This window comes from Streptomyces sp. NPDC104831, from assembly GCF_055583025.1.
This window is the reverse complement of the sequence record NZ_JBVJOT010000013.1, coordinates 14353-31567: the sequence shown is the minus strand read 5'-3', so window position 1 is coordinate 31567 and position 17215 is coordinate 14353. Positions and strand designations below refer to the sequence as shown.

Sequence of the window (17215 nt, the reverse complement as noted above, 5' to 3'; positions counted from 1 at the left end):
CGGGGCACGGCACGCCCGCGCCCGCGTCCCCGACGTCAGTCACGATGGCGGCGAGCCCCGACACGTCGGCTCCGGCCCCCGCCACGGCGGCAGCGACCTCCGCCGCCCGCCAGGACACGCCCCCGGTCTCACCGGCTCCCGTCCCGCCGGCTCCGGCCCCCGCCACGGCGGCCGCGACTCCCGCGCCCGCGCCCCCGGCGCCCCTCACGGCGGTCGTGCCCCCTGCCCCCGCCCGGTCGGCTGCGGCGCCCCTCACGGCGGCCGTGCCCGCCGAGCCCGCCCCGTCGGCTGCGGCCCCGGTGTCCGACGTCTCCCGGAGCGCCCCACCCGCCCCGGCCCCCGTGTCCGCCGCGCCCCAGGACGCGCCCCCGCCCCACGTGCCCGCGCAGGCCGCGGATCCCGGGGTGCCGGGTGCCGATCCCTGGGGGCGGTACGACCCCTGGGCCGCGCGCGGGCCGTTGCAGCAGACGGGGGCCAAGGTGCTGTCGCCGGACGCCCGCCGGCGGCGGGCCCGGCGGTACGCCATCGCCTGGACCCTCGCGGTCGCCGCCGTCTCCGGCGGGATCGGCGGAGTCGTCGGCGCCCACGTCGAACGCGAGGGCCTCGGCGGCGCACGGCTGCCGCGGGCCGGAGAGGTGCCGGCCGGCCGCGCGCCGGACAGCGTGGCCGGGATCGCCGCCCGCGCCCTGCCCGGCGTGGTCACCCTGCACGTGCGAGGCGGCGGGAAGGCGGGCACCGGCACCGGCTTCGTGCTGGACGCCGACGGGCACATCCTCACCAACAACCACGTCGTCGCGCCCGCAGGGCCGGACGGCGAGACGGAGGTGACCTTCAGCGGTGGCGACACCGTGCGGGGCGAGGTCGTCGGCCGGGACAGCGGCTACGACCTCGCCGTCGTCCGGGTGCGCGGCGTCGACGAACTCACCCCGCTGCCCCTCGGCGACTCCGACGCCGTCCGGGTGGGCGACCCCGTCGTCGCGATCGGCGCCCCCTTCGACCTCGCCGACACGGTCACCTCCGGCATCATCAGCGCCAAGGAACGGCCCATTACGGCCGGCGGGGACAAGGGCGACGCGAGCGACGTCAGCTACGTCGACGCGCTCCAGACCGACGCCCCCGTCAACCCGGGCAACTCCGGCGGCCCGCTGCTCGACTCCCGGGCCCGGGTCGTCGGCGTCAACTCCGCCATCCGCTCCGCCGGCGGCGGCTCCGGCACCGACGGCGACCAGGCCGGCTCCATCGGCCTCGGCTTCGCCATACCCGTCAACCAGGCCAAGCGGGTCGCCGAGGAGCTGATAGACCACGGCCACGCCACCCACCCCGTGATCGGCGTCACGCTCGACATGGGCTACACCGGCGACGGCGCCCGCGTCGGCGACAAGGGCGCGAACGGCGGCCCCGCCGTCACCCGGGGCGGCCCCGGCGCGCGGGCCGGCCTGGAGCCGGGCGACGTCATCACCGGGGCCGACGGCCGGCGCGTGCACACCGGACCGGAACTGATCGTCAGGATCCGCGCCCACCGGCCCGCTGATAGACCACGGCCACGCCACCCACCCCGTGATCGGCGTCACGCTCGACATGGGCTACACCGGCGACGGCGCCCGCGTCGGCGACAAGGGCGCGAACGGCGGCCCCGCCGTCACCCGGGGCGGCCCCGGCGCGCGGGCCGGCCTGGAGCCGGGCGACGTCATCACCGGGGCCGACGGCCGGCGCGTGCACACCGGACCGGAACTGATCGTCAGGATCCGCGCCCACCGGCCCGGCGACCGGCTGCGGCTGACGGTCGAACGGGGTGGTACGCGGCGGGAGGTGTCACTCGTACTGGGCGCGTCCGACCGGAACTGACAGAAGTCTCACCTCGGGACGGTACCGGTCGGACGGGATGGCCGGGTACCGTTGAGCGACCGAGGACATCGCAAGGAGCGTCAGGTGTTCAATGACATAGGGCCACTGGAGCTGGTGACCATCATCGTGCTCGCCGTGCTCGTCTTCGGTCCGGACAAGCTCCCCAAGGTCATCCAGGACGTGATGCGCACGATCCGGAAGATCCGCGAGTTCTCCGAGAGCGCCAAGCAGGACATCCGTGACGAACTGGGACCGCAGTTCAAGGACTTCGAGTTCGAGGATCTCAACCCCAAGACCTTCCTCCGCAAGCAGCTGGACAACGAGGACCTGGGCCTGAAGGAGATCCGCAACGGCTTCGACCTGAAGAAGGAGATGGCCGAGGTCACGGACGCCGTCCACGGCCGCGACGGCGACGCGCCGTCCCTGCCCCCCTCCTCGTCCCCCTCCTCCGGCGGGCGCGTCGACATGACGAAGAAGCCCGAGGGCCCCGGCGACGACCGCCCGCCCTTCGACGCGGACGCCACATAAGCCCCGCTTCCTCCTCCCGACACGCAGGCGGGCGTACGCCGCACACGTGACGTGTTTCATAGCGTGCGCCCGTCGCACACGGCCTGAACAGGCCGTTCGCGCGACCCACGCATCCAGCGCCTGCCCTGCCGCTCTCAGCGGTGTGGATATGCTGCCGAGTTGTTGTGCGGACCGGACGCGTACGCCCGAAGGGGGGCGGGCCACCCGGTCCGACGAGAGCGAGGAGGCGTCCGGGCAGATGGAGACGACGAGTCGGGTGGGCGCGCAGGCGCCGGCCGCGGAGGGCGGACAACAGCTCCCCTCCGGCCGGCGTACGGTCGACGGTTACCTGCGGGCGCCCTTCCCGTGGTACGGGCTCGACGAGGCGTTCACCGGGCCGCGCTGGCTGATGCAGGTCGGCACGACGGCCGACGGTGCCGTGGAACACGGTTCGATCGGGCACGGGGACGAGCCCTCGGTGCGGGGCGAGTCCGGCACCGGGGAGTCCCGGGAGAAGTTCACGGTGGTCGTGACCGTCGCCGCGCAGCCGTCCCGGCGCAGTGCCGACGGCACCGGGCTGCTGGAGGCGACGTCGGTGTCCTCCGCGGCGTGGCTGGCCGGGGTGGGGCTGCTGTCGTTCACCTGGCCGGGGCAGATGGACCACGGCCTGCGGGACGACTGGCTGGAGCAGCAGACCGAGACGGCGTGGGCCCTGGCCGACGATCTGGAAGGACCGGAGTGGAGCCGGCTCTCCCTGCCGGTGGACGGGGCCGCGGCGTCGTTCTACTACCGGGAGTCCGCGTACGGATGGGTGCTGGCCGGCACGACCGGGGCGGGGGTCCACCTGGGCGCGTACGGACGGGGCATGAGCGCGTACGGGCTCGGGTTCGCCGTGGTCGAGGACGTGGCCGCGTACGCCTGACGAGCGCGTGCGCACGACGAGCGCACACGCGACGACGAAGGGGCGCCGGTGTTCCGGCGCCCCCCCGTGGAAGTGCTGAAGACCTGTCAGAACTTGTTCTTCGGGGTGATGCCCAGGGACAGGCCCGACAGACCGCGCTGCCTGCCGCCCAGCTTGCCCGCGATCGCGCGCAGGGCCGAGCCCGCCGGGGAGCCGGGGTCGGTCAGGACCACCGGCTTGCCCTCGTCGCCGCCCTCGCGGAGGCGGACGTCGATGGGGATGCTGCCGAGGACCGGGACCGTCGCCCCCGTGGTGCGGGTGAGGCCGTCGGCGACCAGCTGCCCGCCGCCCGTGCCGAAGACGTCGACCATCTCGCCGCAGTGCGGACAGGGCAGGCCGGACATGTTCTCGACCACGCCGACGATCTTCTGGTGGGTCTGCACGGCGATGGAACCGGCGCGCTCGGCGACCTCGGCCGCCGCCTGCTGCGGGGTCGTCACGACCAGGATCTCGGCGTTCGGGACCAGCTGGGCCACGGAGATCGCGATGTCACCGGTGCCGGGCGGCAGGTCCAGCAGCAGGACGTCCAGGTCGCCCCAGTAGACGTCGGCGAGGAACTGCTGGAGGGCGCGGTGCAGCATCGGGCCGCGCCACACGACCGGGGCGTTGCCCGGCGTGAACATGCCGATGGAGATGACCTTCACGCCGTTCGCGGACGGCGGCATGATCATGTTCTCGACCTGGGTGGGCCGGCCGTCGGCGCCCAGCATGCGCGGCACGCTGTGGCCGTAGATGTCGGCGTCCACGACACCGACCTTCAGGCCGTCGGCCGCCATCGCCGCCGCCAGGTTCACCGTGACCGAGGACTTGCCGACGCCGCCCTTGCCGGAGGCGACCGCGTAGACCCGGGTGAGGTTGCCCGGCTTGGCGAAGGGGACCTCGCGCTCGGCCTGGCCGCCGCGCAGCGCCGCCGCCAGCTCCTTGCGCTGCTCGTCGCTCATCACGTCCAGGGTGACGTCGACCCGGGTGACGCCCTCGACCCGCGAGACCGCCTCGGTGACGCGTTGCGTGATGGTGTCCCGCATCGGGCAGCCGGACACCGTCAGATACACGGTGACCGCGACCGCTCCGTCCGCGCCGATCTCCACGGACTTGACCATCCCGAGTTCGGTGATCGGGCGGTTGATCTCGGGGTCGTTCACCGTCGCCAGTGCCTCGCGCACCGCGTCTTCCGTAGCCATAAGGACGATGGTACGGCCCGCCGAGGGGCCTGAGGGATGCCCTTCAGCGGTCGTCTGTGTCACGTCCCGGGGGGCGTTCCGTCCGTTCCGCCGGGAATACGACCTGACCCGCCTGCCCGTCGTACCGGCGGTGCTCCTCCAGCTCCTTCACCAGGTCCTGGAGCTCGGAGCGGATCCAGTCGCGGGTGGCCACCTCGCCCAGCCCCATGCGCAGCGCGGCCACCTCCCGGGTCAGGTACTCGGTGTCGGCGATGGACCGCTCGTTCTGCTTGCGGTCCTGCTCCAGGTTGACCCGGTCCCGGTCGTCCTGCCTGTTCTGCGCGAGCAGGATCAGCGGGGCCGCGTAGGACGCCTGGAGGGACAGCATCAGGGTGAGGAAGATGAACGGGTACTCGTCGAACCGCAGATGGCGGGGCGCGGCGACGTTCCACAGCACCCACACGATGATGACGACCGTCATCCAGACGATGAAGCGCCCCGTGCCGAGGAACCGGGCGATCTTCTCCGACAGCCGCCCGAAGGCCTCCGGGTCCCACTCGGGCAGGAACCGGCGCCGGGGCGGGCGCGGCTGGTCCAGCCGGGCCCGGGGCCGGCCGGCGGCCGTGGCGCCCGCCGGATTGCGGTCGCGGGCCGCGGACTCGCGCTCAGGAGCCATGCGGGGGCGCCTCCTCTCCCTCGTCCAGATGGAACTCCGTCTCCCGCCAGTCGTCGGGCAGCATGTGGTCCAGCACGTCGTCCACGGTCACCGCGCCGAGCAGCGACCCCGACTCGTCCACCACGGGCGCCGCCACCATGTCGTAGGCGGCGAAGAACCCGGCGACGACCGGCAGCGCCGCGTCCGGGTCCAGGGGCTGCAGATCGTGGTCCACCAGCGAGCTGACCAGGGTGTACGGCGGGTCGCGCAGCAGCCGCTGGAAGTGCACGGTGCCCAGGTACTTGCCGGTCGGGGTCTCGTCGGGCGGGCGGCAGACGTAGACCTGCGCGGCGAGGGCGGGGGAGAGGTCCTGGTTGCGGACCCGGGCGAGCGCGTCGGCGACGGTGGCGTCCGGGCGCAGCACGATCGGCTCGGTGGTCATCAGACCGCCGGCGGTGTGCTCCTCGTACGCCATCAGGCGGCGCATGTCGGCCGCGTCGGCGGGCTGCATCAGGCTCAGCAGCCGCTCCTTGTCCTCCTCGGGCAGCTCGCCCAGCAGGTCGGCCGCGTCGTCCGGGTCCATCGCCTCCAGCACGTCCGCCGCGCGCTCCTCCTTCAGCTTGCCGAGGATCTCGATCTGGTCGTCCTCCGGCAGCTCCTCCAGCACGTCGGCGAGCCGGTCGTCGTCCAGGGCGGCGGCCACCTCCGCGCGCCGCTTCGGGGACAGGTGGTGCAGGACGTTGGCGAGGTCGGCCGGGCGCAGCTGCTCGAAGGTGGCGAGCAGGCTCTCGGCGCCCTGCCCGTGCTCCTCCAGGGAGAACCCGGTGACGGCCGACCACTCGGCGGTGAGCGTCTCCCCCTTCGCCCGCCGGAAGGCGCCGCCCTTGCGCCCCTTGCGCAGGAAGACCCGGTCGACCTCCCAGTCCCGGCGGGCGGGCAGCTGCTGCACGGACACGTCGAGGACGGTGACCTCCTCGCCGGTCTCCACCAGCGTCACCCGCCGGTCCAGCAGCTCGCCGAAGACCAGCCGCTCGGTGGGCCGCTGCTCGAAGCGCCGGACGTTGACCACGCCGGTGGTGATGACCTGGCCCGACTCGATGCCGGTCACCCGGGTCATGGGCAGGAAGATCCGGCGCCGGGTGGACAGCTCCACGACCAGTCCCAGGACGCGTGGTGGCCGTCTGCCGACGCGCAGCATGACGACCAGGTCGCGGACGCGGCCCACCTGGTCGCCGGCCGGATCGAAGACGGGGACCCCGGCCAGGTGCGAGACGAAGATCCGGGGGGCGCCGGCTGCCATGTCGGTGCTTCCTTTGCGTGGGGGTCTGTGTGCATTGCTCGGTTATGCCCGCACGGGTGTGCTTCAGGCTAGCCCGTCCTGATCGGATACGCCCTGGTGGGCGGTCCGGACGGACTGGCTCCGCCGTGCGGGTGGAGCCCCGGTACCCTGCGTACGCCGCTCAGGAACCGTCAGAAAGGCAGCTTCCTCCGTGACTGCGATCCCCCGGGGCCGTACCCGCCGCACCGCTTGGGCGACCACGGCCTGCGCACTGGCCGTGACGGGAGCGCTGGCGCTGTCGGGCTGCGGGGGCGGCGACGATCCCGACGCCGGGACGAACGGGGTCGGCAAGCTGCCCGCCGACCGGATCCAGGCGAGGACGCGGGCCGCGGCGGACGCGGCGAGCGCGGTACGGCTGTCCGGCACCGTGGTCAGCAGCGGCCGTACGTACCGGCTGGATATGCGGCTCAAGGCCGACGGCGGCACCGGGTCGGTGACCGCGCAGGACACGACGTTCAAGCTGCTGCGGATCGGCGAGGAGCTGTATCTGAAGGCCGGCGCGGACTTCTGGAGCCACGCCGACGGCGGCGACGACGCCTCGGGCAAGCTGGACGGCAAGTACGTGAAGGTGCCGCAGGGGGATCCCGCGTACAAGAAGTTCAGCGGCTTCACGGACAAGGACGTCCTCCTCGACGGCCTGCTGACGCTGCACGGCGCGCTGGCGACGGACGGCCGGCACGCCGACGGGTCGGGTACCCGCACGATCCGCATCACCGGCGACCAGGGTTCGGGCGGCACGCTGGACGTGTCCCTCCAGGGCACCCCCTACCCGCTGCGGCTGGTCAGGGCCGGCGACGCGGGGACGCTCCGCTTCTCGGACTGGGGCCGGGACTTCACCGTGGAGGAACCGGCGAAGTCGGAGACGGTGGACTACGGCCGGCAGCTGCCGACGTCGTAGCCGTAGCCGTAGCCGCAGCCGCAGCGGGCCGGCCGGCCCGGGGGCCGCGCGTCTGCGACGACCACCGTGCGCCCTCGGCCGCGCGCCGCGGACGAAGGAGGTCCGCCCCGCCGCCCGGCCCGGCGGGGCCGCAGCCGGGGTCAGTCCGTCATTTCCTCTTCCCGCGCCGCATCAGCAGCTTCGGCAGGCCCGCCGGCACCGGTTCGCGCGTGGTGACCGGAGTCGGGACCGGGCGCTCGGCCAGGCTGCCGTCGGGCAGCGGAGCCACCGCACCCGTCGGCACCAGGCGCAGCACCCGGCACTCGCGGGCCCAGCGGGCCGGCATCTCCTCGCCGTCGGGGGCGTTCAGCCGCTTGCCCTTCAGCTCGGCGACCGTCGCCTCCCACACCTCGGTCCCGGGTGCCGCCTCGGACACGGTGACCGGGAACGTCACCAGCCGGCCGCCCTTGTCCTTGCTGCGCACGCTCACCTCGGCGAAGCCCCCGTCGGCGAGCCCCGCCAGCGGCTGCTCACCCGGCCCGTCGCCGACCACGCACACCGCGCCCTCGTGCCATACGTGCCACAGCGCCCGCGCGGCCGGGGCACCGGCGCCCCCGACCCAGACGAGGCCGGACTTCTTCGCGGCCTCCTCGATGAGGGCCCGGTCGAGCAGCTCGCTTGTCATGTGCCCCAGCCTATCCAGGCGCCACCGGCCCGCCGACCGGCCCGCACCGGCCGTTCACAGCCAGCCGTTGCGCTTCAGCGTGCGGTGGATGCCCAGGCAGATCGCGGCGGTGATGCCCATGATCACCGGGTAGCCGTACCGCCAGTGCAGCTCGGGCATGTGCTCGAAGTTCATGCCGTACACCCCGCACACCATCGTCGGTACGGCGATGATGGCCGCCCACGCGGTGATCTTGCGCATGTCCTCGTTCTGCGCGACGGACGCCTGGGCCAGATTGGCCTGGAGGATGGAGTTGAGCAGCTCGTCGAAGCCCATGACCTGCTCCTGCACCCGGGCCAGGTGGTCGGCGACGTCCCGGAAGTACTTCTGGATGTCCGGGTCGATCAGCCGCATCGGCCGCTCGCTCAGCAGCTGCATGGGCCGCAGCAGCGGCGCCACCGCACGCTTGAACTCCAGTACCTCGCGCTTGAGTTGGTAGATGCGCGCGGAGTCGACACCGCGCGAGACCCCGCCCTTGCGGCCGGGCGAGAAGACCTCGGTCTCCACCTCGTCGATGTCGTCCTGCACCGCGTGCGCGACCGCGATGTAGCCGTCCACCACATGGTCGGCGATGGCGTGCAGCACGGCCGAGGGGCCCTTGGCGAGCAGCTCCGGGTCGTCCTGGAGGCGGTGGCGCAGCGCGCGCAGCGAGCCCTGGCCGCCGTGCCGGACGGTGATGAAGAAGTCCCGCCCGGTGAAGCACATGACCTCGCCGGTCTCGACGACCTCGCTGTTGGCGGTGAGCCGGTCGTGCTCGACGTAGTGGATGGTCTTGAACACCGTGAACAGCGAGTCGTCGTAACGCTCCAGCTTGGGCCGCTGGTGCGCCTGGACGGCGTCCTCCACGGCCAGCGGGTGCAGCCCGAACTCGCCCGCGATACCGGCGAACTCCGCCTCGGTCGGCTCGTGCAGCCCGATCCAGACGAACCCGCCGTCGCGGCGCACCTGCCGCATCGCCTCCTGCGGGCTCAGCGGCCCCGCGCTCTGCACCCGGGCGCCGTCGCGGTAGACGGCGCAGTCGACGACGGCCGAGGGGGTCGCGGGGTCGCGCGTGGTGTCGTACGACGTCCCGGGGTCCTTGCGCAGCGAGACGCGGGACGAGGGGCGGACCACGGCACGCAGGTCGCGGATCATCGACATGGGCAGGCTCCTTCGCGGGCGGGCGGCGAAAGCGCGCGGCAACGGGTGGAACTACCCGGAATGGGGACGTCCTGGCTGTGCGTGCGGGGCACGTCCACAAAGCGGGGAGCACCGCACCGTCGCGGTGGCGGATTCACTGCCGATGCAGAACTGATGCAGATCAGACAGATCAGGCAAAGCGAAACGAGGTGCTCTTCCGAACGACGATGCGCAAAGGAAGACGGCGGCCAGCCGGTAACTGTGTCAGCGGCCGGAAGAGCGAGTGGTACTGCACGGTCGACTTCGATCCATGGCAGCCCCACCTCCTCCGGCCGGTCCCTCGTAAGGGAGTCTCAACGGTGTCGGGGCTTGACAGCGACGCTTCCGCGTGTCGCCCCGAACCACCGGCTCAGAGTATCAGTCGCCCGTACTGTCAAGGTGCCGCTTTGCCCGCTGCTGACGAGTTCTATGCTCGCCGCATGGCTGATGTTCTTCCTCTGGTCGAGGCCCGGTTGACCACCGCGCTGGGCGAGCCGGACGCGCGCGCCGCCGTCACCTTCCTCGGCACGGACCGCATCGAGGTGCTCCGCTTCCACGAGGGGGACGTCGTCCGGTACGCCACCCTCGGGATGTCCCGGCAGCCCATGACCGACCCCACGGCGATGCTCGCCGACCCGGTCGAGGGGCCGCGCGCCGAACTGGTGCTGTCCGTCCGCGCGGGCCTCGCCGACACCGACAAACTGCTCCGCCCGCTCGCCGTCCTGGCCGCGAGCCCGCAGGTGGAGGGCCTGGTGGTGGCCCCCGGCGCCTCCCTGGACGTGGGCGGGCCGCTGTGGCCCGGCGCTCCCTTCACCTCGGTTCTGGTGGGCGAGCCCGGCGGGCTGGTGGAGGACCTGGAGCTGGACGCCCCGATGGACCCCGTACGGTTCCTGCCGCTGCTGCCGATGACCCCGAACGAGGCCGCCTGGAAGCGGGTGCACGGCGCCCAGGCCCTCCAGGAACGCTGGCTGGCGAACGGGACGGACCTGAGGGACCCCGCCCGCGCATCCGTCCCGCTGGACTGACCCGGCACCGGCCGCGAGGTGACCGATCTCACCAACGCAAGGCCGGATCCGGTCAGTTGGCGAAGACCCCGACGCCGTCCTCGGTCGCGTGCCCCGGCTGGAGCCGCTCCGCCTCGTGGACGAGGGCCCGGCGGCGGACGACGACCACGAGCGCGCCCAGCACCGCCGTGACGGCGGCGACCACGAACGGCATGTGGATGTCGGTCCACTCCTCGATCTTCGGGGCGAAGTAGGGCGCCGCGGCGGCGGCGAACCAGCGCACGAAGTTGTAGCCCGCGCTCGCCACCGGCCGCGGGGCGTCCGACACGCCGAGCGCCAGCTCGGTGTAGACGGTGTTGTTCACGCCGATGAAGGCGCCGGACAGGATCGTGCAGACGATGGCCGCGGTGTGGCCGCCGTAGCCGAGCACGAGCACGTCCGCCGCGAGCAGCACCAGCGAGCCGCCGAGCACCTTCAGCGAACCGAACCGCTTCTGCATGCGCGGGGCCGCGATCACCGAGAAGACGGCGAGCAGCAGACCCCAGGCGAAGAACACCGCGCCCGACCGGTACGGCGTCATGTCCAGCACGAACGGCGTGAAGGCCAGCACGGTGAAGAAGGTGTAGTTGTAGAAGAACGCCGAGGCCGCCGCCGAGGCCAGACCGCCGTGGCCGAGCGCCTTGAGCGGGTCCATGACCGAGGTCTTGCGGGCCGGCCGGGGCTGTTCCCTCAGGAACGCCGTGATGCACAGGAAGCCGATCGCCATCAGCGTCGCCGTGCCGAAGAAGGGATAGCGCCAGCTGGCGTTGCCGAGGACCGCGCCGAGCAGCGGGCCGCAGGCCATGCCGAGGCCGAGCGCGGACTCGTACAGCAGGATCGCCGCCGCGCTGCCCCCGGCGGCCGCGCCCACGATCACCGCGAGGGCGGTGGAGACGAACAGCGCGTTGCCGAGGCCCCAGCCGGCCCGGAACCCGACGAGCTGGCCGACCGAGCCGGAGGTGCCGGCCAGGCCCGCGAACACGACCACGAACGCGAGGCCGAGCAGCAGGGTCTTCTTGCCGCCGATCCGGCTGGAGACGAAGCCGGTCAGCAGCATGGCGACGGCCGTGATCAGGAAGTACGAGGTGAAGAGCAGGGACACCTGGCTGGCGGTGGCGTCGAGGCCCTGGGCGATCGACGGCAGGATCGGGTCGACGAGGCCGATGCCCATGAAGGCGACGACGGAGGCGCCGGCCGTGGCCCAGACCGCCTTGGGCTGCCGCAGGATGCCGCCGGCACCCGCGTCTAGGGGGTCCATGTGCTTCTCCCATCCCGCTAGATAGTTGGGTTATGCACATAGTAAGTTAGCGCATCTAATTAATGCAAGATGCATCTATATCGGCCGGTCAGGCGTATGGTCGGCTCTTCCGTCCGGACGGGTGATCATCCTTGACGTGGGCGGTCGGGGGTAGGACCGTGGAGGTCTATGAGGGGCGAACCCAGTTGCCCGAGATGTGGTGGCCGGGTCAGGGCTCCCGGACTCTTCGCCGATGCGTGGCAGTGCGATGTGCACGGCACGGTGTATCCGCTGCAGCCCGTGATCCCGCCCAGCGTCGAGGCGCTCAACGTCGTCGTGCACCGCACCCAGGTGCCGGTGTGGATGCCGTGGCCGCTGCCGGTCGGATGGCTGTTCACGGGCGTGGCGTACGCCGGGGACGACCGCAGCGGTGGCCGCGCGACCGCGGTGGCCTGCTCGGGCCCCGGCCCGCTCGGCGGCCCCGGTGAGCTGATCCTGATCGCCGAGGAACTGGGCGTCGGCCTCGGCGCGCGCTACGCCGGCATCGACGGCCCGGACCCGGGGTCGTACATGAACGTGGAGAAGCCGCCGCAGGCCAAGGTGCTGGCCGCCGGCCGCCCGACCCCGCTCTGGCACGTCTACCGCACGCCCGACGACCGGGCCGTCTTCGCCGGCGAGGCGCTCGGCATGTGGCTGTGGGCGGTGATCTGGCCCGAGCGGTCCGGGCTCCTCATGTACGACGAACTGGTGCTGACGGATCTGCGGGACGCGGGCGCGGAGATAGACCTGGTGCCGTGCGGAGCGCTGTCGCCGCGCCTGCTCCGGCCTTAGCGCCCGCGGGGGTGCCGGTTCCGTCGTGCGGGCGGCGGGTCTTCCGCGGTTTCCCGCGCTCACGCGGCGGCGCCGCACGTCCGGTACCGGCCCAGGCCCCTCGGGGGCGGTGGAGTAAAGGTCGCTTCGCGGGTTCGGGTGTGACAGTCGGGGACGGAAAACCTCGCTATCCTTAGGTGTCCGTGTCCCTTCCGTCCGTCTGTCTGGAGTCGTCGTGCGCATCGATCTGCACTGCCACTCCATGGCCTCCGACGGTACGGACACCCCGGCCGAACTGGTGCGCAACGCCGCCGCGGCCGGACTGGACGTCGTCGCGCTGACCGACCACGACACCACCCGCGGGTACGGCGAGGCCATCGCCGCGCTGCCCGAAGGGCTGACCCTGGTCACCGGGGCCGAGCTGTCCTGCCGGGTCGACGGCATCTCGATGCACATGCTGGCCTACCTCTTCGACCCCGAGGAGCCCGCCCTGCTCGCCGAGCGCGAGCTGGTCCGGGACGACCGGGTGCCGCGGGCCAAGGGCATGATCGCCAAGCTGAACGCGCTGGGCGTGCCGGTCACCTGGGAGCAGGTCGAGCGGATCGCCGCCGGAGGTTCCGTCGGGCGTCCGCACCTCGCCACCGCGCTGGTGGAGCTGGGGGTCGTGCCGACGGTGAGCGACGCGTTCACCGAGGACTGGCTGGCCGACGGCGGGCGGGCCTTCGTGGAGAAGCACGAGACCGACCCCTTCGAGGCGATGCGGCTGGTCAAGGCCGCGGGCGGGGTCTGCGTCTTCGCCCACCCGGCCGCCGCCAAGCGGGGCCGCACCGTGCCGGACTCCCGGATCGCGGAGATGGCCGAGGCCGGACTGGACGGCATCGAGGTCGACCACATGGACCACGACGCCGACGCCCGGGCCCGCCTGCGCGGTCTGGCGAAGGAACTGGGCCTGCTGGTCACGGGCTCCTCGGACTACCACGGCAGCCGCAAGAACGTGACGCTGGGCGCGTACACGACCGACCCCGAGGTGTACGGGGAGATCACCCGGCGGGCGACGGGCGCGTTCCCGGTGCCGGGCACCGGCGGAGCCTGAGGTCCTCCGGGGCCGGTCCGCCGCACCCCCTCACGCCCCTTCTCCCTCTTCCCGCAAGGCCTGCACTTCCCCCATGTTCGACATCGCCGTCTTCGGCTCCCTGTTCCTGACCCTCTTCGTCATCATGGATCCCCCCGGGATCACCCCGATCTTCCTCGCCCTGACCGCCGGACGGCCGGCCAAGGTGCAGAAGCGGATGGCCTTCCAGGCCGTCTGCGTGGCGGGCGGCGTCATCGCCGTCTTCGGCGTCCTGGGCCACCAGATCCTCAACTACCTGCACGTCTCCGTGCCCGCGCTAATGATCGCGGGCGGGCTGCTGCTCCTGCTGATCGCGCTGGACCTGCTCACCGGCAAGACCGACGAGCCGAAGCAGACCAAGGACGTCAACGTCGCCCTCGTGCCGCTCGGCATGCCGCTGCTCGCGGGGCCCGGTGCGATCGTGTCCGTCATCCTGGCCGTGCAGAAGGCCCACAGCGTGACCACGCAGATCTCGGTGTGGTCCGCGATCCTCGCCATCCATGTCGTGCTGTGGCTGGTGATGCGCTACTCGCTGCTGATCATCCGGGTCATCAAGGACGGCGGTGTCGTCCTGGTGACACGGCTCGCGGGCATGATGCTCTCCGCGATCGCCGTGCAGCAGATCATCAACGGTGTCACTCAGGTGATCCGGGGGAGCTGACCCGGTCGGCTCGGCTCCCCCGGAAAGCTTGAGTGGCGAAAGCCCGCGTGCGGGCTACGAGGCCTGGGCCTCGGCCGGGCGGATCCACAGGCGCTGTCCGATGGCGGCGGCCTGCTGAACGATCCGGTTGACGGAGGCGGCGTCCACGACGGTGCTGTCGACGGCGGTGCCGTCGATCTCGTCGAGTCGCATGATTTCGAAGCGCATGGGCTTCTCCCTTCGTCTGGTCATCCTCCTGCGGAGAACTACTGGTGTGACAGCCGGTGCATCCGGTGCCGTTCGTAGTCAACGCTTCCTTTGTTACGAACATTCCCTACGCTAAATAAATTTTTCGAACGACTAATAACTGACCGGTAAGCGGAGAGGAAGGGGCCGAGCGGGACCGGTTGTGTTCGCACTGTGACCACCGGGACAATGGAGACAATGAACGACGACCTGGCCGCCACCCTCGAAGCGCACATCGAACGCACGAACGCGCTGCTGGAGCGCATGCTCGCCGAGGTGGCGAAGACCCCCTCGACCCACGCGATCTTCGTCGACGCCGGTTACCTGTACGCCGCCGCCGGCCGGCTGGTCGCCGGGACCGAGGACCGCCGGGCCTTCGACCTGGACGCCGAGGGCCTGATCGACGCCCTGATCGACCGGGCCCGCACCATCTTCGCGGACAGCCGGCTGCTGCGCGTCTACTGGTACGACGGCGCCCGGCGCCGCATCCACACCGCCGAACAGCAGGTCATCGCCGAACTGCCCGACGTCAAGGTCCGCCTCGGCAACCTCAACGCCAACAACCAGCAGAAGGGCGTCGACTCGCTGATCCGCACCGACCTGGAGTCACTGGCGCGGCATCGCGCGATCAGCGACGCGGCCCTCCTCGGCGGCGACGAGGACCTGGTCTCGGCGGTCGAGGCGGCCCAGGGCTACGGCGCCCGCGTCCACCTCTGGGGCGTCGAGGCACCCGAGGGCCGCAACCAGGCCGAGCCGCTGCTCTGGGAGGTCGACAGCCAGCGCACCTTCGACCTGGACTTCTTCAAGCCGTACGTCTCCCGGCGCACGGCCGCCGCCTACGACGCCACCGGCACGGCCCGCCCCACCCGCGAGGACGTCCGCTTCGTCGGCGCCCGGATCGCGGCCAAGTGGCTCGCCTCCCAGGGCCGGGAAGCCCTCGCCGAACTGTTCCCCGGCCATCCCTACCTGCCGGGCCACGTCGACCAGGACCTGCTGGTCGAGGCCGAGGAACTGCTCCAGTACTCCCTGCGCGGCCAGGCGGAGCTGCGCCGTGCGCTCAGGGACGGCTTCTGGGAGCAGCTGCGGACGCAGTTCTAGGCCGGGCCCCGGGCGGGGCCCGCGCTGTCGTCCCAGAAGTCGGCGAGCGCCCGCGCCGTCTCCAGGGGCCGGTCGGTGTTCGGGGAGTGCTCGGCGTCCTCGACGACCGTGCGCCGGGCCCCGAGCCGTACGGCCATGTCGTCGAGGAGCGGCAGCGGCCAGGTGTCGTCCCGCGCGCCCGACAGCACGTGGAACGGCAGTGGCAGGGCCGCCAGTTCGGCGACCCGGTCCGGTTCCGTGCACAACTGGCGCCCGGTGGCCAGCAGCTGGGCGGGCCGGGTGCCCAGCCAGCGGCGCCGCAGGTCGTCCCGGTCGTCCAGGCCGGCGTCGAGCGCGGGCGTCCGCGTCTCCTCCGGCGGCTCCATCGCCTGGATCGTCTCCCACACCTCCGCCATGCTCAGCACCGCGAGGGCGTCCCGGAGCAGTTTCACGCGCTGCCGCTGCGACGCCGAGATCCGCGCCGGGCCGGAGGCCATCAGGGTGAGCGACAGAAAGGGCGAGGCGTCGAGCAGCACGGCCGCGCGCGCGATCTGGCCGCCCAGGGAGTGCCCCAGCAGATGCACCGGGCCGCCGATGGCCTCCGCCTGCGCGAGCACGTCCCGCGCCAGCTCCTCCTGCGCGTAGGCCGACTCGTCCGCCACCGGGCCGTCCGACTCGAACTGGCCCCGCCCGTCCACGGCGACGGTCCGGTACCCGCGCTCGGCGAGCGGCGCGTGCAGCGGATTGAAGTCCTCCTTGCTCCCGGTGAACCCCGGCAGCAGCAGCGCGACCCCCCTCGGCTCGACACCGGCGGCCACCGGCGCGTCGACCACGGCGAACTCCCCGCGCCCCGTCCGCAGCGCGTACGCACGGGCACCGGGCGGCGGGACGAAGGTGGCGGGCCTGCTCATGGGGAGAGGCTATCGGGAGGGCGGGGCAGGGGAGCGGGCGGTGTCCGGCCAGGGGGCGGCCGGGGGCGGGCCGGTGCAGCAGGGGGCCTGGGGGAGAAGGCCGCTGTCGGGCTCCCGGTCCGGCTCGGCCGAAGACGCCGATGGCCGGGTCCACTGTCGTGAACCCGGCCATCGGACCGGTGCTGCTGTGCCTTGCCGTCGGATCAGGCTTCGGGAGCCTCCGCGGCAGCCGTGGCCTTGCGGGTCCGGCGCGGCTTGGGCGCCGTCGCCCCGGCGCCGTCACCGGCCGCCTCGGCGGCGGGCTCCGCCGCCTTGCGGGTCCGGCGCCGCGGCTTGACCTCCGGCTCCTCGGTGGCCTGCGCCGGAATCTCCGGGGCGGCCTCCGCGGCAGCCGTGGCCTTGCGGGTCCGGCGCGCCTTCGGAGCGGCGGCCGTTTCCCCGTCACCGGCGTCCGCGGCAGCGGGGGCGGCGGCCGCGGTCTTGCGGGTGCGGCGCGGCTTGGGCTCCGTCTCCGTCTCGGTCGCCTCCGGCGCGACGGTGGCCGTCTTGCGGGTGCGGCGGGGCTTGGCCTCGGTCTCGGCCTCGGGGGCTTCGGCGGCGGCCGCGGTCTTACGGGTGCGGCGCGGCTTGGCCTCCGCTTCCGCCTCGGTCGCCTCCGGTGCCGTCGCGGCCGTCTTGCGGGTGCGGCGCGGCTTGGGCTCCGTCTCCGTCTCGGCGGTCTCCGGCGTGGCGGTGGCCGTCTTGCGGGTGCGGCGGGGCTTGGCCTCGGTCTCGGCCTCGGGGGCTTCGGCGGCGGCCGCGGTCTTGCGGGTGCGGCTCGGCTTGGGCTCCGTCTCCGTCTCGGCGGTCTCCGGCGTGGCGGTGGCCGTCTTGCGGGTGCGGCGGGGCTTGGCCTCGGTCTCGGCCTCGGGGGT

General features: G+C 72.8%; 16 protein-coding genes and 3 pseudogenes. 10 read left to right on the top strand and 9 right to left on the bottom strand.

The window, feature by feature from the left end; all coding sequences use genetic code 11:
- The 4 genes and pseudogenes from ACZ63H_RS11850 to ACZ63H_RS11835 form a co-directional block, all read left to right on the top strand.
- Positions 1-1535 (top strand): annotated as a pseudogene (locus ACZ63H_RS11850) (S1C family serine protease); the annotation flags it as partial.
- Positions 1528-1845, top strand: a pseudogene (locus ACZ63H_RS11845) (PDZ domain-containing protein); the annotation flags it as partial. The pseudogenes ACZ63H_RS11850 and ACZ63H_RS11845, both read left to right, overlap by 8 nt.
- Positions 1846-1929: 84 nt before the next feature.
- Positions 1930-2373: a sec-independent translocase gene (locus ACZ63H_RS11840; protein WP_469863898.1), complete on the top strand. Its 444-nt coding sequence runs from the start codon at positions 1930-1932 to the stop codon at positions 2371-2373.
- A gap of 238 nt (positions 2374-2611) precedes the next feature.
- Positions 2612-3274, top strand: a complete 663-nt coding sequence (locus ACZ63H_RS11835) for a hypothetical protein (protein ID WP_469863896.1) — start codon at positions 2612-2614, stop codon at positions 3272-3274.
- Between the two features lie 86 nt (positions 3275-3360).
- Here the strand turns inward: ACZ63H_RS11835 and ACZ63H_RS11830 are convergent, their stop codons facing one another.
- Genes ACZ63H_RS11830 through ACZ63H_RS11820 form a run of 3 tightly spaced genes read right to left on the bottom strand, consistent with a single transcriptional unit; the run spans position 3361 to position 6428 of the window.
- Positions 3361-4494, bottom strand: a complete 1134-nt coding sequence (locus ACZ63H_RS11830) for an Mrp/NBP35 family ATP-binding protein (RefSeq protein WP_469863894.1) — start codon at positions 4492-4494, stop codon at positions 3361-3363.
- A gap of 43 nt (positions 4495-4537) precedes the next feature.
- Positions 4538-5149: a DUF1003 domain-containing protein gene (locus ACZ63H_RS11825; protein WP_469863892.1), complete on the bottom strand. Its 612-nt coding sequence runs from the start codon at positions 5147-5149 to the stop codon at positions 4538-4540.
- Complete coding sequence (locus ACZ63H_RS11820) at positions 5139-6428, bottom strand: magnesium transporter MgtE N-terminal domain-containing protein (protein WP_467933395.1); 1290 nt, start codon at positions 6426-6428, stop codon at positions 5139-5141. Before ACZ63H_RS11820 ends, ACZ63H_RS11825 begins: the two co-directional genes overlap by 11 nt.
- 190 nt (positions 6429-6618) lie before the next feature.
- Here ACZ63H_RS11820 and ACZ63H_RS11815 point away from each other — a divergent pair, with 190 nt between their 5' ends.
- A complete protein-coding gene (locus tag ACZ63H_RS11815; RefSeq protein ID WP_469863890.1) occupies positions 6619-7365 on the top strand; it encodes a hypothetical protein in 747 nt (248 codons plus the stop codon).
- Positions 7366-7513: 148 nt separating this feature from the next.
- Here the strand turns inward: ACZ63H_RS11815 and ACZ63H_RS11810 are convergent, their stop codons facing one another.
- Entirely contained in the window at positions 7514-8029 is a 516-nt protein-coding gene (locus ACZ63H_RS11810) for a hypothetical protein (RefSeq protein WP_469863888.1), read from the bottom strand.
- A gap of 54 nt (positions 8030-8083) precedes the next feature.
- Complete coding sequence (locus ACZ63H_RS11805) at positions 8084-9208, bottom strand: magnesium and cobalt transport protein CorA (protein WP_469863886.1); 1125 nt, start codon at positions 9206-9208, stop codon at positions 8084-8086.
- Positions 9209-9666: 458 nt separating this feature from the next.
- Here ACZ63H_RS11805 and ACZ63H_RS11800 point away from each other — a divergent pair, with 458 nt between their 5' ends.
- Complete coding sequence (locus ACZ63H_RS11800; protein ID WP_318201538.1) at positions 9667-10251, top strand: suppressor of fused domain protein; 585 nt, start codon at positions 9667-9669, stop codon at positions 10249-10251.
- A gap of 52 nt (positions 10252-10303) precedes the next feature.
- Here the strand turns inward: ACZ63H_RS11800 and ACZ63H_RS11795 are convergent, their stop codons facing one another.
- A complete protein-coding gene (locus ACZ63H_RS11795) occupies positions 10304-11527 on the bottom strand; it encodes an MFS transporter (RefSeq protein ID WP_469863884.1) in 1224 nt (407 codons plus the stop codon).
- Positions 11528-11695: 168 nt separating this feature from the next.
- Here ACZ63H_RS11795 and ACZ63H_RS11790 point away from each other — a divergent pair, with 168 nt between their 5' ends.
- The 3 genes from ACZ63H_RS11790 (at position 11696) to ACZ63H_RS11780 (ending at position 14088) form a co-directional block, all read left to right on the top strand.
- Positions 11696-12337: a DUF6758 family protein gene (locus ACZ63H_RS11790; RefSeq protein WP_467933403.1), complete on the top strand. Its 642-nt coding sequence runs from the start codon at positions 11696-11698 to the stop codon at positions 12335-12337.
- Positions 12338-12551: 214 nt separating this feature from the next.
- Positions 12552-13409, top strand: a complete 858-nt coding sequence (locus ACZ63H_RS11785; RefSeq protein WP_469863882.1) for a PHP domain-containing protein — start codon at positions 12552-12554, stop codon at positions 13407-13409.
- Positions 13410-13482: 73 nt separating this feature from the next.
- Complete coding sequence (locus tag ACZ63H_RS11780) at positions 13483-14088, top strand: MarC family protein (RefSeq protein WP_189997359.1); 606 nt, start codon at positions 13483-13485, stop codon at positions 14086-14088.
- Positions 14089-14142: 54 nt separating this feature from the next.
- On the opposite strand, the gene ACZ63H_RS11775 is transcribed toward ACZ63H_RS11780, so the two are convergent.
- Positions 14143-14295: a hypothetical protein gene (locus tag ACZ63H_RS11775; protein WP_467933407.1), complete on the bottom strand. Its 153-nt coding sequence runs from the start codon at positions 14293-14295 to the stop codon at positions 14143-14145.
- 207 nt (positions 14296-14502) lie between these two features.
- Here ACZ63H_RS11775 and ACZ63H_RS11770 point away from each other — a divergent pair, with 207 nt between their 5' ends.
- Positions 14503-15411, top strand: coding sequence for an NYN domain-containing protein (locus ACZ63H_RS11770; RefSeq protein ID WP_469864046.1), 909 nt, complete (start codon positions 14503-14505; stop codon positions 15409-15411).
- Here the strand turns inward: ACZ63H_RS11770 and ACZ63H_RS11765 are convergent.
- A complete protein-coding gene (locus ACZ63H_RS11765; protein WP_469863880.1) occupies positions 15408-16301 on the bottom strand; it encodes an alpha/beta fold hydrolase in 894 nt (297 codons plus the stop codon). The two genes, ACZ63H_RS11770 and ACZ63H_RS11765, sit on opposite strands and share 4 nt — an antisense overlap.
- A 203-nt stretch (positions 16302-16504) precedes the next feature.
- Positions 16505-17215 (bottom strand): annotated as a pseudogene (locus ACZ63H_RS11760) (DEAD/DEAH box helicase); the annotation flags it as partial.